Origin of the sequence: Reyranella massiliensis 521 (genome assembly GCF_000312425.1) — a bacterium.
GTDB lineage: Bacteria > Pseudomonadota > Alphaproteobacteria > Reyranellales > Reyranellaceae > Reyranella > Reyranella massiliensis.
This window is the reverse complement of record NZ_HE997181.1, coordinates 1083143-1098962: the sequence shown is the minus strand read 5'-3', so window position 1 is coordinate 1098962 and position 15820 is coordinate 1083143. Positions and strand designations below refer to the sequence as shown.

General features: G+C 64.2%; 16 protein-coding genes. 6 read left to right on the top strand and 10 right to left on the bottom strand.

Annotation, left to right across the window (positions count from 1 at the left end):
- Nucleotides 1-131 precede the first annotated feature (131 nt).
- Nucleotides 132-1691, top strand: coding sequence for a fatty acid--CoA ligase (locus BN60_RS05375; protein WP_020694977.1), 1560 nt, complete (start codon nt 132-134; stop codon nt 1689-1691).
- A gap of 65 nt (nt 1692-1756) precedes the next feature.
- Complete coding sequence (locus BN60_RS05370; protein WP_020694976.1) at nt 1757-2821, top strand: phosphotransferase; 1065 nt, start codon at nt 1757-1759, stop codon at nt 2819-2821.
- Between the two features lie 9 nt (nt 2822-2830).
- Here the strand turns inward: BN60_RS05370 and BN60_RS05365 are convergent, their stop codons facing one another.
- Genes BN60_RS05365 through BN60_RS05350 form a run of 4 tightly spaced genes read right to left on the bottom strand, consistent with a single transcriptional unit; the run spans nt 2831 to nt 6503 of the window.
- Complete coding sequence (locus BN60_RS05365; RefSeq protein WP_020694975.1) at nt 2831-3568, bottom strand: ABC-type transport auxiliary lipoprotein family protein; 738 nt, start codon at nt 3566-3568, stop codon at nt 2831-2833.
- Entirely contained in the window at nt 3565-4599 is a 1035-nt protein-coding gene (locus BN60_RS05360) for an MlaD family protein (protein ID WP_020694974.1), read from the bottom strand. Before BN60_RS05360 ends, BN60_RS05365 begins: the two co-directional genes overlap by 4 nt.
- Nucleotides 4600-4611: 12 nt before the next feature.
- A complete protein-coding gene (locus BN60_RS05355; RefSeq protein WP_043283645.1) occupies nt 4612-5406 on the bottom strand; it encodes an ABC transporter ATP-binding protein in 795 nt (264 codons plus the stop codon).
- The gene (locus BN60_RS05350) at nt 5406-6503 is read right to left on the bottom strand and encodes an MlaE family ABC transporter permease (RefSeq protein WP_177324765.1); all 1098 of its coding nucleotides are present in this window, start codon (nt 6501-6503) and stop codon (nt 5406-5408) included. Before BN60_RS05350 ends, BN60_RS05355 begins: the two co-directional genes overlap by 1 nt.
- A gap of 129 nt (nt 6504-6632) precedes the next feature.
- On the opposite strand from BN60_RS05350, the gene BN60_RS05345 reads away from it, so the two are divergent.
- Together BN60_RS05345 and BN60_RS05340 are read left to right on the top strand one after the other, a co-directional pair.
- Nucleotides 6633-7460 carry a polyphosphate kinase 2 family protein gene (locus BN60_RS05345; protein ID WP_020694971.1) on the top strand — a complete coding sequence of 276 codons (828 nt, stop codon included), beginning with the start codon at nt 6633-6635 and terminating at the stop codon, nt 7458-7460.
- An 86-nt stretch (nt 7461-7546) separates the two neighbouring features.
- Complete coding sequence (locus tag BN60_RS05340; RefSeq protein ID WP_020694970.1) at nt 7547-8794, top strand: MFS transporter; 1248 nt, start codon at nt 7547-7549, stop codon at nt 8792-8794.
- On the opposite strand, the gene BN60_RS05335 is transcribed toward BN60_RS05340, so the two are convergent.
- A complete protein-coding gene (locus BN60_RS05335; RefSeq protein ID WP_020694969.1) occupies nt 8736-9605 on the bottom strand; it encodes a 23S rRNA (adenine(2030)-N(6))-methyltransferase RlmJ in 870 nt (289 codons plus the stop codon). The genes BN60_RS05340 and BN60_RS05335 overlap by 59 nt on opposite strands.
- A 65-nt stretch (nt 9606-9670) precedes the next feature.
- Between BN60_RS05335 and BN60_RS05330 the strand changes: the two genes are divergently transcribed.
- Together BN60_RS05330 and BN60_RS05325 are read left to right on the top strand one after the other, a co-directional pair.
- On the top strand, nt 9671-10609 hold the full coding sequence (locus BN60_RS05330; RefSeq protein WP_020694968.1) for an acetamidase/formamidase family protein: 939 nt from the start codon (nt 9671-9673) through the stop codon (nt 10607-10609).
- A 1-nt stretch (nt 10610) separates the two neighbouring features.
- The gene (locus tag BN60_RS05325; RefSeq protein WP_020694967.1) at nt 10611-11717 is read left to right on the top strand and encodes a PLP-dependent cysteine synthase family protein; all 1107 of its coding nucleotides are present in this window, start codon (nt 10611-10613) and stop codon (nt 11715-11717) included.
- A 22-nt stretch (nt 11718-11739) separates the two neighbouring features.
- Here the strand turns inward: BN60_RS05325 and BN60_RS05320 are convergent, their stop codons facing one another.
- From BN60_RS05320 to BN60_RS05300, 5 genes are all read right to left on the bottom strand, one after another.
- Nucleotides 11740-12033 carry a hypothetical protein gene (locus BN60_RS05320; protein WP_020694966.1) on the bottom strand — a complete coding sequence of 98 codons (294 nt, stop codon included), beginning with the start codon at nt 12031-12033 and terminating at the stop codon, nt 11740-11742.
- Between the two features lie 68 nt (nt 12034-12101).
- Nucleotides 12102-13310, bottom strand: coding sequence for an MFS transporter (locus BN60_RS05315; protein ID WP_043284871.1), 1209 nt, complete (start codon nt 13308-13310; stop codon nt 12102-12104).
- Nucleotides 13311-13402: 92 nt separating this feature from the next.
- A complete protein-coding gene (locus BN60_RS05310) occupies nt 13403-14365 on the bottom strand; it encodes a Bug family tripartite tricarboxylate transporter substrate binding protein (RefSeq protein WP_020694964.1) in 963 nt (320 codons plus the stop codon).
- Complete coding sequence (locus tag BN60_RS05305; protein ID WP_020694963.1) at nt 14362-14805, bottom strand: NfeD family protein; 444 nt, start codon at nt 14803-14805, stop codon at nt 14362-14364. The genes BN60_RS05310 and BN60_RS05305 overlap by 4 nt, the downstream gene beginning before the upstream one ends.
- 3 nt (nt 14806-14808) lie before the next feature.
- Nucleotides 14809-15771: an SPFH domain-containing protein gene (locus tag BN60_RS05300; protein ID WP_020694962.1), complete on the bottom strand. Its 963-nt coding sequence runs from the start codon at nt 15769-15771 to the stop codon at nt 14809-14811.
- Between the last annotated feature and the right edge of the window lie 49 nt (nt 15772-15820).

Below are 15820 nucleotides of genomic sequence, written 5' to 3'. Positions count from 1 at the left end.
CACCCGATGACCGACCCGACACTAGGCCATCAAGCGCTTGAATTCACTCCTAATTCACCGAAGGATGCCCCTGCTCGCTTCCTGCGGGAACGAGCCAAAAGCAGTAGGCAAGAGAGCAGAGGAAGCGTCGAATGAGTATCGAGATGGTGGGCCTGGCCGATATCACGCGAGTCCATGCAGCCCAACGGCCGGATGTCGCCGCCCTGGTCTATGAAGGCCGTACCACGACCTATGGTGCCCTGGACAAAGCTTCGAGCCGCGCCGCCAACGGCCTGATCGCCGAGGGGATAAAGCCCGGCACGCGGGTCGCCCATCTCGACAAGAGCAGTGACCTCTATTTCGAGCTTCTGTTCGGTATCGCCAAGGCCAATGCCGTCATGGTGTCGGTCAACTGGCGGCTGGCGCCGCCGGAGGTGCTGCACATAATCAACGATGCGGAAGCCGAAATTCTGTTCGTCGGCGAAGAGTATTTCCCGGTCGTCGAGAAGATCCGCGACGAGCTCAAGACCGTTCGCAGGATCGTGAGCCTCGACTCGCGCCACGGTGCGTGGCCGTCCTTCGCCGAATGGCGCGATGCCAATGCCGCGACCGACCCTCTCCTGCCCGCCCGTGCAGCCGACACCGCCGTTCAGTTCTATACCAGCGGCACGACCGGCCTGCCCAAGGGGGCCGAGCTCACCAACGCCAACTTCGCCTTCATGTTCGAGCAATGGACCCGAAGCTGGCTGATGCAACCCGGGACGGCCACGATCGTCTGCCTGCCGATGTTCCATATCGGCGGTTCCGGCTGGGGTATTGCCGGCCTCTTCGCCGGGGCTACCAACCACGTCATGCGCGAGTTCGTGCCGGCTAAAGTGCTGACCACCATCGAGCGCGAGCGCATCGAAGTGATGCTGCTGGTACCCGCGATGATCCTCTTTCTCGTGCAGGCGCCGCAGATCCGCGAGACCGATCTCTCGAGCCTGCGCCTGATCGTTTACGGCGCGGCACCGATCCCCGCCGATCTGCTGAAGCAGGCCATGGAAATCTTCGGCTGCGGCTTCCAACAGGTCTACGGTCTCACCGAGACGACGGGCGCGATCACGCTGCTGCCGCCGGAGGATCACGATCCATCCGACGCCAAGAAGCTCCTTTCCTGCGGCTACGCCCAATTCGGAGTCGAACTGCGAATTGTCGACGATGCCGGCAAGTCGCTGCCGCCGGGCAAGGTCGGCGAGATTGCGGTGCGCTCGCCGCAGGTCATGCACGGCTACTGGCGGCTGCCGGACGCCACCAAGAAGGCGATCAGGGGCGACTGGTTCATCACCGGCGATGCCGGATATCTCGACGAGAAGGGCTATCTCTACATCTACGACCGCGTGAAGGACATGATCGTCTCGGGTGGCGAGAACATCTATCCCGCCGAAGTCGAGAGCGCTCTGTTCGGCCACCCCGCGGTGGCCGATGTCGCCGTGATCGGCGTTCCCGACGAGCGATGGGGCGAGGCGGTAAAAGCCGTCATCGTGAAGAAACCTGACGCCGACCTTACTGCCGGCGAGCTGATCGGTTGGGCGCGCGAGCGCATCGCGGGCTACAAACTGCCGAAGTCGGTCGATTTCATCGACGCACTGCCGCGCAATCCCACGGGCAAGATTCTGAAGCGCGAACTGCGCAAGCCTTACTGGGGCGACAAGCAGCGTCAGGTAAACTGACCGCCATGCGGATTGTCGTGCAAACGTTCCTCGAAAATCGGCCAACACGATCCTAGAACGGTTCCATGTCCGACCTGCCCGATAACCTCACCCCCGTCCGCGCGGCCCATGTCTTCGACCAAGCCCGTCTCGCCGACTACATGAAGGACAATGTCGAGGGCTATCGCGGCCCGATCAGCGTCCTGCAGTTCGAAGGCGGCCAGAGCAATCCGACCTTCCACGTGACCGACGGCGGTGGCCGCATGTACGTGCTGCGCAAGAAGCCGCCGGGCAAGCTCCTGCCCTCGGCGCATCAGGTCGACCGCGAGTACCGCGTTATCAAGGCCCTGTCCGACCACACCGACGTGCCCGTGCCCAAGCCCTACGCGCTCTGCCAGGACGATTCGGTGATCGGCACGGCCTTCTACATCATGCAGTTCCTGCCGGGCCGCGTGCTGGCCGACCCGAAGATGCCGGGCATCTCGCCGGCCGATCGCGGCAAGATCTTCGATTCGATGAACGATGTGCTGGCGCGCCTGCACAATGTCGACTACCGCGCGGTCGGCCTCGGAGATTTCGGCCGCGAAGGCCAATATATCCAGCGGCAGGTCGCCCGCTGGTCGAGCCAATACGATCTCGCGCGCACTGAAGACATCGAAACGATGGAAGCCCTGAAGAAGTGGCTGCCGGAGAACATTCCGCCGGGCGACGAGACGCGCATCAATCACGGCGACTATCGCCTGGGCAACACCATCGTGCATCCGACCGAGCCGCGGGTCATCGCCGTGCTCGACTGGGAGCTGTCGACGCTCGGCCATCCGCTGGCCGACCTCGGCTACAACTGCATGATGTATCACTTCGGCGAAGGCTTCGGCGCCTCGGGCGGCTATGCCGGCATCGATCTCAAGACCTTCGGCATCCCGACCGAGCAGGAATATCTCGCGGCCTACGCCCGCCGCACGGGGCGCAAGGAAGTGCCGGCGTGGGACTTCTACCTCGCCTTCTCGCTGTTCCGCCTCGCCGCCATCGTGCAGGGCGTCTACAAGCGCGGCCTCGATGGCAATGCCTCGTCGGAGAACGCCACCAAGTACGGCAATCGCGCACGCGCGATGGCCGATCTCGCCTGGGCGTTGGTGAAGAAGCGCGCCTGAACGGCGCGCCTATTCGTCGGTCAGCGGCACCTTCGACGTGTCGTTGCCGACCGGGCAGTTCTCCGTGTCGACAACCGCATTCTGCGGATTGCGGTAACGGCCGATGTCATACGGCGCGGAGTCGCTCGGCGGCCGCGGCGGCGGCGTGCTGAGCGTCCACGAAACGAGGCGCTTGATCACACTCCCCAGCGCCTGATCGAAGGCATTGACCACCAACGGCACCTTGTCGCCGCGGGCGCGCACGCACCGCTCGAACGAGGCGACGCCGATGATCTGGCGGTCCGGCATGCGCACCAGCTTGGCGATGATGCGCACCTTCACGATCGGCGGCTGGCCGTAATAGTACATCGCCTCGAAATTGCGCAGGTCGGGCTGCAGCAGATAGTTGGCCCGCAGCGCGATCGACTCGCGGGCGACGGCGACGATCTTGCGGGTATTCTCAAAGGAATCGACAATCCGGGTCTGCACCATGAGCGGCGCCCGGTCGGTCCACGCCACCTTGGCATAGTAGTCCGTCGACGTCGGCGTCATGGCGATGGCGATGCGGCCGGTATTGAGGTTGGCCGCTGCCACCGGCACTTCGACGGCGAGTTGCCAGAACACGTCGGGCAGGCCGGGATCGAAGGTGCTCTTGGGAGAAACCGTATAGAGGTCGGTCGGTTCGGCAGCTGAATCCACCGCGCTGATGAACTGGCAGCCCGCAAGAACAGCGGCGGCCGCCGCGCAGACGGCCCAACGAAGTATCATTTCGGCGTATATCCTTGCTTACCGCTGAACACGAAGGCAGCCGGATCGCGTTCCAACCGTGTCGCGATGATATTCAAGTTGGCGGTGAGCTGACGAAGCTCACGAATGGCCAGCGAGACTTCGGTGAGACCTGTCTCCGTGAAGCTCTTGATCGGGCCCTTGCTCTCGCTCACCAGCTTGTTGAGCTGGCCGGCGGCGGCGTCGATATTAGCGAGGGCATGCCGCGCCTCGCTCAAGGTCTTGCGCAGCTCGCCGGGATCCTTGCCCGCCAGCGCTTTGCGGGTCTCGGCGTCCTGCGGGCCGATCTCCATGGCGATGAGACTGAGCGAGTCAGACAGCACATCGAGCTTGGCGAAGGTCTTGCGGAAATCGGCGACGGCTCCGGGCAGCTCGGCCAGGGTCGACTGGATGGCCGTATCGGACTTGGCGAAGGCTGCCGTCGCCGTCTGCAGGTTGCGCAGCGTTTCGCCGACAGCCCCGATATTGTCGGGGCTGAGGAGGTCGTTCAGCCGGTCAACCGTGGTGCTCGCCTTGGTGAGAAGTTCCTGAGCCGATGTCGACGTCGCCTGAAGGAACGAGGCGCCTTCGCGGATCTCCGGGTAAGGCTTGTCGCCCTGCCTCTTCTTCGGCTTGATATGGTCCGATTCGAGGCGGCCGGCGATCTGAATGTACGGTGCGCCGGCGATGAACGGCTTCTCGAAGACGGCATAAGATCGGTCACGGATGTCGATCGCCCAGTCGACGGCAACCGTCACTTCGATCTTCTCCGAAAGCCGCTCGCGCCCGGTCGAGCGCTGAGTGTCGATCCGCGAGGTGAGCTGGATGTTGCTCACCCGGCCGACGCGCAGTCCGCGGTAGAAGACCGGCGAATCGTTGGTCAAGCCCTGCACGTCGCCAGAGAAGAGAATCACATAGTAAGCATAGGCGGTGCGATCACCGGCCCGCAGCTTCCAAATCACGAAGCCGGCCACCGCTGCAATAAACAGCAGCATTGCGGCGCCGATCAGCACATAGGGCGATCTTCTTTCCATCGGAAGCTGCTTCTACTCCTGCCTCGAGGCCCGGCCGCGCGGCCCGTGGAAATATTCCCGTACCCAGGGATGATCGTACGCGAGCATTTCCGCCATGGTACCTACCACGACGCGCTTGTCGAGCAGGACCGCGATGCGGTCGCAAATGGCGTTCAGGCTGTCCAGATCGTGCGTCACCATGAGGATGGAGAGGCCGAGACTATGGCAAAGCCCCTTCACGAGTTCGTCGTAGTGTGCGGCGCCGATCGGATCCAGGCCGGCCGTGGGTTCGTCCAGAAAGAGGAGCTCGGGGTCGAGCGCGAGCGCCCGGGCAAGACTTGCCCTCTTGCGCATGCCGCCCGACAGCTCCGAGGGCTTCTTCTCGCCCGTATCGGCCGGCAGGCCGACCAGCGCCACTTTGAGCGCGGCGATCTCGCGCATGGTCAGTTCCTCGAGCTCGGCATGCTCGCGGATGGGCACGATGATGTTCTCGGTAACGTTCAGCGAGGAAAACAGGGCGCCGTCCTGAAACTGCACGCCGGTGCGCGCCAGCAGGTTTCGCTTGGCCTTGCCGTGTAGCGTGCTGGCATCGACGCCCAGCATTTCGATCGTGCCCTTGCGTGCCTCGTTCAGGCCGACAATGGTCCGCAACAGCACCGACTTGCCGGTGCCCGAACCACCCACCAAGCCGACAATCTCGCCTTTGAATAAGTCAAAATCGAGATTGTCGTGGATGACTTTGTCGCCGAACTGCGTGCGGATGCCGCGCAGTCTAAGCACAACGTCCCGCCCATTCCTATGGTCGACGAGCTGTCCGCCTTCAGCCATTAGACGCCCGCGAGCAGGAAGATGATTGAAAATATGGCGTCGAGCACGATGACACAGAAGATCGACTCGACGACCGACTTGGTCGTGAGCTGGCCCACGCTTTCGGCGCTGCCCCTGACCTGGAGCCCCTCGAAACAGCCGATCGTGGCGATCACGATGCCGAAAACCGGCGCCTTGATCATGCCTGTGTAGAAATGCCAGACGCCGACCGTGTCGCGCAGGCGGTCGAAAAACTGAACGAAAGTGAAATCGAGGTAGATGGTACAGGCCACCGCGCCGCCCAGGAGGCCCGTCATATCGCCCCAGAAAGCCAACAGCGGCATCGCAAAGACCAACGCCGTAATCCGCGGCAAGACCAGCCATTCGATCGGATTCAGACCGATCGTGCGCATGGCGTCGACTTCCTGGTTCACCTGCATGGTGCCGATCTGGGCCGTGAAGGCGCTTCCCGACCGTCCGGCCACGATTATGGCCGTCAGGAGCACGCCCAGCTCGCGGAACATGCCGATCGCCACGGCCTCGACGGTGAATGTCTCGGCGCCGAACTGGCGAAGCTGCTCGACGCCCTGATAGGCGATGACGACGCCGATCAGGAAGCAGAGGATCCCCACGATCACCAGGGCGCGAATCCAGACCTCGTACATCTGCTGGATTACGGCGTTGATCCGGAACCGCTTGGGCTGCAGGCAGGCCTCGACGAAAACCACCAGGATCTCGCCGAAGAAGGCGCACAGGTTGACGGCCTGTGTATAGAAATGGAGAGAATTGCGGCCAATCTCCTCCAGCCAGTGCGCGAACCAATTCACACGCCGCTCGGGCGGCGCAACGCACATGTTCTTGCGTACGACGTCGAAGACGTCCGCCTGCGCCTGGTCCTTGGTCATGACTTCGGCGTCGGGTCCGCCCCCGACAAGCGCCAGAATCTCGAGGGCGCCGGCCGTGTCGAGCCGCTCGACGGCGCGCGCATCGACGCTGCGCGTCGTCGCCTTGCCGGCACCGGCAGCTTGCAGCGCCTTCTCCGCCTTCTCCCGAATGCCGCGAACACTGAAAATCGTCCAGGTCCCGCCGACTTCGACGACGGGTTTCCCGGAACGCATGGTGCACTGAATTGTCGGCTCGGCTTCGACCATCGCGGAGATTAGTCGTCGCAGCCGTTCTTGCTGTCAATCTCTCTGCACGTTGCCTTGCCCCCAAGGCGCTGGCACGATCCGGCAGTGGAGGATTCGATGGGCAAATGGCCGCGGCTGGACAAGATCGAGATGATCGACAGTCCGATCGACGATGAAGCGTACGAGCATCAGCTCAAAAAACTGCAAAATCGCCTTCTCGACCTCCAGATTCACCATATGAGGACAGGCGGACGGGTCCTCATTGGCATCGACGGCTGGGATGCCGCCGGCAAGGGCGGCTTGATCGAGCGAACCGTCGCAGGACTCGAACCCAAGTCAGTGCATGTCTGGCGGATCGGCGCGCCGCCGCCCGAGGAGCAGGGTCGCCACTATCTCTGGCGATTCTGGAATCGACTGCCGGCGCGCGGCGACTGGGCGATTTTCGATCGCACCTGGTACGGCCGTGTCCTGGTGGAGCGCATCGAAGGGTTCTGCAGCAAGGACGCCTGGAAACGCGCCTATAACGAAATCAACGAATTCGAGCGACAGCTTACCGACGATGGCGTCCGAATCGTCAAGATCCTGGTTCATGTCAGTGCAGAAGAACAAAAGAACCGTATGATCGATCGGCTGACCAAACCCTATAAGAGGCACAAGGTCGGTCTCGAGGATTTCCGCAATATCGCCAAGCGCAAGGAATATCTCGAAGCTTATGACGACATGCTCGAGAAGACGGACACCAAGAATGCGCCCTGGCACGTCATCGCCTCCGACAACAAGAAGCACGCCAGGCTGATGGGGCTTGGCATCGTCGCCGAAGAGCTGGGTCGCGGCATAGAGCTCACCGAACACGAGCTCGACCCCAAGATCGCGGATGCCGCCTACAAGGCCTGGGGCTGGGAACTCGGAAAAGAGCACGAGGGCGGGGCGGAGAAGAAAAAATAGCGCCCGCGATCCTTCGGTGGCGGGCGAAGCATGAACCGCCGCGTGCCGGTTAGCTTGATACTCCTGTGTACGAGTGGAGTTCTTTGATGTCCGTCGGCCAATCCCGCATCTTCGCCGGCTGGTGGGTGGTCGCCGGCGCCTTCCTCTGCATGCTGACGGGCTTTGCCGTCGCCTATTCCTTCGCCGCCTTCTTCGGCGCTTTAGAAAGCGAGTTTGCCGCCCGCCGGGGCGAGACTTCGCTGGTCTTCTCGATCTGCGCCTTCCTCTATTTCATCCTTGGCTTGCCGGCGGGCATGATCGCCGATCGCGTCGGACCGCGGCCTGTCGTGTTCGGCGGCCTGATGCTGATCGCGGCGGGACTGGTCCTCGCTGCCGGCGCAACGAGCCTGTGGCAGATCTACCTCGGCTACGGCATCGGCGCCGGGGTCGGTGTCGGCCTGTCCTATGTGCCGAGCGTCGCGGCCGTACAACGCTGGTTCGTGCGCAAGCGCGGCACGGCGGCAGGCCTGGCTGTCGCCGGCATTGGCGTCGGCACGCTGATCGGCGCGCCACTCGCGCACGAGCTGATTGCCGCCGTCGGCTGGCGCAAGACCTACCTGATCCTCGCCGCCCTCACCGTCGTCGGTGCTGTCGTATCGGGCATCCTGGTGCGCCGGTCGCCCGAGCATTACGGGCTCGCGCCCGACGGCGACCCGCCGGCTCCCAAGGGGAGCCCGCCGGCCATCCCGCCCGGCCTCACCTTGCGCGAGGCCGTGCGGACCCGCCCCTTCTGGACGATCTACATCGGTGCATTGCTGATGTCGTTCGGCCTGTTCGTACCCTTCGTCCATCTGGCGCCCTACGCGGCCGACATGGGGCTGGGCGAAGGCTTCGGTGTGCTTCTGATCGTCCTGCTGGGCGTCGGCAGCACGGTCGGCCGCTTCATGTTTTCGAGCATCACCAACCTGCTCGGCCGCCGACTCTCCTTCGCCGCCATGTACGTCGGCGCGGGGGTCATGATGGTGATGTGGTCCCAATCGACCAGCTCCGTTGCGCTGGTCATCTTCGCCTTGCTGTTCGGCGCCTTCTACGGCGGCTTCGTCGCCATCGCACCCTCCCTCGCCGCGGACTATTTCGGTGGGCGGGCACTCGGTTCGGTGATCGGCGCGCTCTACAGCGGCGTCGGCGTCGGCGCGCTCCTGGGCTCGCCCGCCGCCGGCTATGCCTACGACTTTTTCGGCAGCTATGCTGGCGCCATTCTGGCCGGTGCCGCGCTCTGCGCCGTCTCCTTCGCCATCACGCTCCTGATGCCGGAGCCGGCGCACTGGCTGGCGGAGCGGAAACGGTCGTCCTGACGTCGAGTCCGAGCCGGCTCGCGATCCACGGCAGCGCCTCCCGCATCGCTTCCTCGAAGCGCCAGGGTGGATTGATCACCGCGAGCCCGCAGGCGGCGAGCTTGCCCGGCGCCGTGTCCAGCCCCAGCCGCAGCTCCATGACCAGCAGCTTCGTGTCCTTCAGAGCATCGACGAAACCGGCCGCGCCTTCCTCGTCCTTGATCGGATACCAGATTGCGTAGCATCCCGTCGCGAAGCGCCGCAGCCCCTGCCGGACGGCGCGCAGCAGGGTCTCGAACTCGTCGGTCGCCTCGAACGGCGGATCGATCAGCACCAGGCCGCGGCGTTCGACCGGCGGCAGCAGTGCCTTGATGGCGTGATAGCCGTCGGCCTGACGCACTTCGACGGCACGGTCGCCGGCGAACTCGCGTTTCAGGGCCAGAGCCTCTTCGGGATGGCGCTCGCAGGCGATGAAGCGGTCGCCCGGGCGCAATGCGGCCCGGATCAGGCGTGGCGAGCCGGGATAGCGGCGCAGCGATCCCGACGGCGCACCGAACTTGCGGTCATAGGCCTGGACGGCCGCGAGGTAGCGCGCGACGGCCCCCGGTGCGCCGGCCTTCCCGTCGGCCAGCAGCCGGGCAATGCCGGCCTCGGCCTCGCCCGTACGCCTCGCCCTGTCGGCGGCGAGATCGTAGCCGCCGGCGCCCGCATGCGTGTCGAGCACGAACAGTTTCTTGTCCTTGGCCGTCAGCAGACGCAGCAATTCGCAGAGGGCGGTATGCTTCAGGAGGTCGGCGAAATTGCCGGCGTGATAGCCGTGGCGGTAGTTCATGCGCCTGCCTATAGCATCCGGGGTAGGGATTGTGCTTCAACCGCTGCACGATCGAGGGGAACCAAATGGCCACGCATGAACTGCATTCTTCGCCCGATACCTGCCACTGGGGCTATTTCGACAGCCAGCTCGAACCGCAACTGCGTGTGAAGTCGGGCGATATCGCCACCATTCACTGCGTGTCCGGCGCCGCCGAAATCCTGCCGGGCGAGCCTTTCAATGTCCTGCCCGAGCATCGCGAGATCCTCGGCAAGCTGAAACCCCATATCGGACGCCATATCCTGACCGGCCCCGTCCATGTCGAAGGCGCGGAGCGCGGCGACGTTCTGGCGGTCGAGGTGCTGGACATCAAGTTCCGCACCAACTGGGGCTGGAACGTCCAGCGCCCGCTGATGGGCACGCTGCCCGAGGACTTCCCCTTCTACCGCCTGACGCACATTCCGATCGATTCCAACCGCGGCGTCTGCACGATGCCATGGGGTACCGAAATCCAGCTCAAGCCCTTCTTCGGCATCATGGGCGTGGCGCCGCCGGCCGAATGGGGCCAGTGCAGCTCGGTCGAGCCGCGCGCCTTCGGCGGCAACATCGACAACAAGCACTTCCAGGTCGGCACGACCGTTTACTTCCCGGTCTTTGCCGATGGCGGCCTGTTCTCGACCGGCGATGGCCATGGCGTCCAGGGCGACGGCGAAGTCAACCTGACCGCGCTCGAGACATCGCTGTCGGGCACCTTCCGCTTCACGGTGCGCAAGGACATGAAGCTCACCAATCCGCGCGCCGAGACGGCCACGCACTGGATCACCCACGGTTTCGACCAGGATCTCGACGACGCTGCCAAGGAAGCACTGCGCGACATGATCCGGCTGATCACCGCCAAGACCGGCCTGAAGCCGGAGGATGCCTACATGCTTTGCAGCCTGCAGGCCGACCTGCACGTCACCCAGACGGTGGATGGCAACAAGGGCATCCATTGCATGATCGAGAAGAAGCTGATCGGGGGATGACGTGACCGGGCTTCATCTGCTCAACGAGGCGGTGGCGCCCCACGACGATGCCGAGTGGGCGCGCCACGCCCTGGAGATCATCCAGAACGACCAGCGGCGCTCGGCCGACACCCACCTGCTGCGGCTCGACATCCCGGTGCTGGAAGGGATCGACCTCTATCTGAAGGACGAGTCGACACACCCGACCGGGAGCCTCAAGCACCGGCTGGCGCGCTCGCTCTTCCTGTTCGGCATCTGCAACGGCCGTATCCGACACGACACGCCGATCGTCGAGGCGTCGTCCGGGTCGACCGCCATCTCGGAAGCATACTTCGCACGTCTGCTCGGCCTGCCCTTCCATGCCGTCATGTCGGCCAGCACGTCGGCGGAGAAGATCCAGGAGATCGAACGGCAGCATGGCAAATGCCACCTGGTGGCCGACGGCAAAGGCATCTACGCCGCGGCTGAGGAACTCGCGGCCAGGCTCGGCGGCGTCTATATGGACCAGTTCACCTACGCCGAGCGCGCCACCGACTGGCGAGGTAACAACAACATCGCCGAATCGATCTTCGATCAGATGAGCCGCGAGCGCTATCCGGTGCCGACCTGGATCGTCATGAGCGCCGGCACCGGCGGCACCACGGCCACGCTCGGCCGCTACATCCGCTACAAGCGCTTCGCGACGCGCCTCTGCGTTGCCGATCCCGAGTATTCGGCGTTCTTCGAAGCCTTTGCCAAGGGCAACTCCCAGGCAATCAGCGAGAAAGCTTCGCGCATCGAAGGCATCGGCCGGCCGCGGGTCGAGCCATCGTTCGCGCCCAACGTCATCGATCGGATGTTGCGGATACCCGATGCAACGTCACTGGCAGCGATGCGTGTGCTCTCGCGACACCTCGGCCGCAAGGTCGGCGGATCGACGGGCACGAATTTCTTCGCGCTCTGCCTGCTCGCCTCGCGCATGCGTGCCGACGGGTCGAAGGGATCGCTGGTCTCGCTGATCTGCGACAGCGGAGAGCGTTACGGACATACCTACTATAACGACGACTGGATCGCCGCCCAAGGCTTCGATCTCAGTTCCAGCGAGGCGGCGCTGGAAGACTTTCTCCGAAGCGGCGAGCCGCCCGTCTAGCGCTCAGGCGACTGCTGTCTGCCTACTCAGATTTGCGCGGCGGGGCACTGCGTGCAGGTTTGGGCACGGCGACGTTTGGGGACTCCGGCATCGGCAGAGCAATCTCCTTCGGTCGATCGTTGAAATCCCTGCCGGGCATGGGAAGCGTAGCCTGATTCCTGAAATTCGGACCGACTGTCGCCCCGTTGCCGGACACGACCGGCGGCCCGGATTCGCGAGTGGCATTGAAGTCTTCGTTGAAGCGCTGTGGTGATTCGGCTTGGACCATTCCCGCCCCACCAGCGAGCCCCACGAACGCAAGCAATGCGATTTTCATCGGACTTCTCCGAGCCTGATATTCAATCAACTCGGAGAGGCGGATCGCGTTGCGCGAGGCGCCGCTAACTATGCGGGCTGAGCGACCGGCTGACGCCGTCCGGGCAGCGGCGGGAAGGCGAGCGCCATGGCGACGGCCGCGATGCCCATGCCGAAAGAGGCGATGTAAAGAAAGCCGTAGCCGTTGAAGGTATCGAAGATCCAGCCGCCGACGGCCGGCCCCAGGGCCATGCCGAGGCTGGAGATCATCGCGGCGGCGCCGAACACGGTCCCCATGATGCGCATCGGAAAATACTCGCGGGCAATCACGGCGTAGAGCGGCATCACGCCGCCGTAGGCCATCCCGAACAGGATCGCCACGGCATAGAACTCTCCGATTTCGCGCGTGAAATAGTAGCCTCCCGCACCCAATGCCTGGACCATGAGACCCAGCACGACGATCCGTCTGGCGCCGAACCTGTCGCCCAGCAGGCCGAACAGAATGCGGCCACCCAATCCTGCCAGACCTTCGACGCTGTAGATCGTGACCGCCGTCATGGCCGACAGGCCGCAGGTCAGCGCATAGCTCACCGTATGGAAGATCGGGCCCGAATGCGCGGCGCAGCAGAAGAAGAACGTCACGGCAAGTACGATGAACTGCGGCGAGCGCAGCGCCTGCGCCACGGTCATCCCCTCCCCTCCCTCGGCCGGCATCCCGGCGGCGGCACTGCGTGCGGGCGGCGGCCGGCGGACCAGGAGCGCCGCGGGGACCAGGAGCACCCAGGACATGATGGCAATCGCAAGAAGCGCCGTGCGCCAGTCGTAGGAGGCGATCAGCCAGCTGGCGAACGGCGAGACCGTCATCGGTGCCACGCCCATGCCGGCCGAGACGAGCGAGACCGCAAGACCGCGGCGCTCCTCGAACCAGCCCGTGACGGTGGCAATCATCGGCGCAAAGACGGCGCCGGCGGCAACGCCGACCACGACGCCGTAGATGATCTGGAATTCGAGCAGGCTGTTGGCGCGGCTCGCCAGAGCAAGGCCCAATCCCAGCAGGATAGCGCCGGACAGCACGACGATGCGCGGACCGAAGCGATCGGTGAGTGCGCCCCAGCCGAAGGCCGCGATCCCCATCGTCAGGAAGTCGAGGGTCATGGCGCTCGAAATGCCGGTGCGCGACCAGCCGGTGGCATCCGACATGGGCTGCAGGAAGACTGCGAGCGAAAACATGGCGCCGATGGCGACACAGCCCATCAGCGCTCCGGCGCCGACGATGACCCAGCCGTAAGACCGCTCCATGGCCGATCCTTTCGCATCCATGAAAACTTAACTCATAGGTTAAGTATAAAGGCCGCCCTTGGCAAGAGAGGAACTTGCCTGCCCCGGGAGGGTCAATCCGGCTTGATGTTGGCGTCGCGGATCAGGCGCCCGAACCGTTCGTATTCCTGGATATTGAAGCGGGCGAATTGCTCGACGCTCATGGTCCCCGGCTCGCCGCCGAGACCGCGCAGCTTGGCCTGGACGTCGGGCAGGGCTATGGCACGGGCCAGCTCCGCCTGCAGCCGCGCCACCACATCGGGCGGCGACCCCGCCGTCACGTAGACGGCATACCAGGTCGTCATGTCGAACCCCGGCAGCCCCGCTTCGATCAAGGTCGGCACATCGGGCAGTTCGCTGCTGCGACGATCGGAAGTCACGGCCAGCGTCTTGAACTTGCCGGCCTTGATCTGGCCCATCGCCGAAGAGGTCGTGTCGAACATCATCTGGACGTTGCCCGCGATGATATCGAGATGGGCCTGCGCGCTGCCCTTGTACGGCACGTGCACCCCCTTGACGCCCGCCGCCATGTCGAAAGCTTCGCCGGCGATGTGCTGCGTGCTGCCGACGCCGGAAGAGGCATACTTGAACTCGCCTGGCTTGGCCTTCATCTGCGCAATCAGCTCCGGCACCGAATTGACCGGCACCGATGCCCCAACCACCAGCACATTGGGCACGCTCACCACGAGGCCGACCGGCGTCAGGTCCTTGATGGGATCGAAGCCCAGCTTGAGGAGATGTGGCGCGATCGCCTGTCCGGTGTTGGTGGCGACCAGCAGCGTATGACCGTCGGCGGGGGCCTTGGCCGTGAGATCGGCGGCGATCGTGTTGGAAGCGCCGGGCTTGTTCTCGACCAGGAACGTACCCTTGAACTGCGCAGCGAACTTGTCTGCGAGCATGCGGGCCACGATATCGGTTCCGCCGCCGGCATTGGCACCGACCATCAATCGCACGGCTTTTACCGGATAGACTGTCTGTGCTCTGGCCGCCAAGGGCGTCAGCAGAACAGCGGATGCCAGGAGGAGCCTGCGCTTCATGGCGCCGGCTCCACCAGGAGTTCGGTACCGTTCACCGCCTTCACACGCACCTTGGCGCCTCTGACCATGTCGGGACCGGAGATGCTCCAGCTGCCGTCGCCCAAGTTGACCCGACCGCGACCATTGAGGATGGGGCTATCGAGCACGAACGTGCGCCCGATCATGGCGTCGCCGCGCGCGTTCAGGGTATTGGGCGGCCCGTCGATAGACTGCAAGCGCCGCAGGCTCCGCCGCAATCCCACGGCGGAGGCAACGGACACGACCGCGAAGATGAGAAGCTGAAACTCGAGCGAGAGGTCGGAAACGATCAGAAGGACGAAGCCCGAGGCCAGCGCGCCGATCGCCAGGAACATGAATACCACGCCCGGCAGCATCATCTCGAAGACGAGCAGCACCGCCGCAAGCGCCCACCAGTACCAGAAGATGATCTTGAAGCTCATGGCTTAACCTGCGTTGGGAACCGAGCCCCGTGACCGCGGCGCCGCATCGGCAGCGCGAGACTGCGCCTCCTTGGCCAACTCGCCAATGCCTGCGATCGACGCCATGACGCCGGCCGCTTCAACGGGAAGGAAGAAGACCTTGGCATTGTTGCTCGACCCCATACGGGAGAGCGCTTCGACATACTTGGTGCCGAGGAAGTAGTTGGTCGCCTGCACGCCGTTGCCGGCGATCGCCTGCGCCACCACGGACGTCGCCTTGGCTTCGGCCTCAGCCAGACGCTCGCGCGCCTCAGCATCGCGATAGGCAGCCTCGCGGCGGCCCTCGGCGGTCAGGATGGCCGACTGCTTTTCGCCCTCGGCGCGCTGGATGCTCGATTCGCGCACGCCTTCGGCTTCGAGGATCGTCGCACGCTTCTCGCGCTCCGCCTTCATCTGCCGGCCCATCGATGCGACCAGATCGTCGGGCGGCGCTATGTCCTTCAATTCGATGCGCAGAACCTTGACGCCCCACGGACCAGTCGCCTGGTCGATGACCGCCAACAGGGTGTTGTTAATATCGTTGCGCCTGGAGAGAACCTCGTCGAGTGCCATGTTGCCCATGACCGAGCGGATGTTGGTCAGCGCCAGGTTGGTGATGGCGAGATGGAGGTTCTGCACCTCGTAAGCCGCTCGCGCCGCGTCGATCACCTGATAGAAGGCGACCGCATCGACCTGCACCGTGGCGTTGTCCTTGGTGATGACCTTCTGACCCGGGATATCCAGCACATTCTCCTGCATGTTCATCTTGCGCCCGATGGTGTCGATGAAGGGCACGATGAGATGCAGGCCGGGTGGCAGCGTGCGTGTGTACTTGCCGAACCGCTCGATGGTCCAGTTCGTGCCCTGAGACACGGTCTTGACGCCGGCGAACACAAGAACCAGCGCCACGACAACCAACGCCAGAACAAAGATCAGCGCACCAGACATTTCCAAGCCTCCCCGACTTCCCCGCGACCCTAACCCAAGCAGGTGCGGG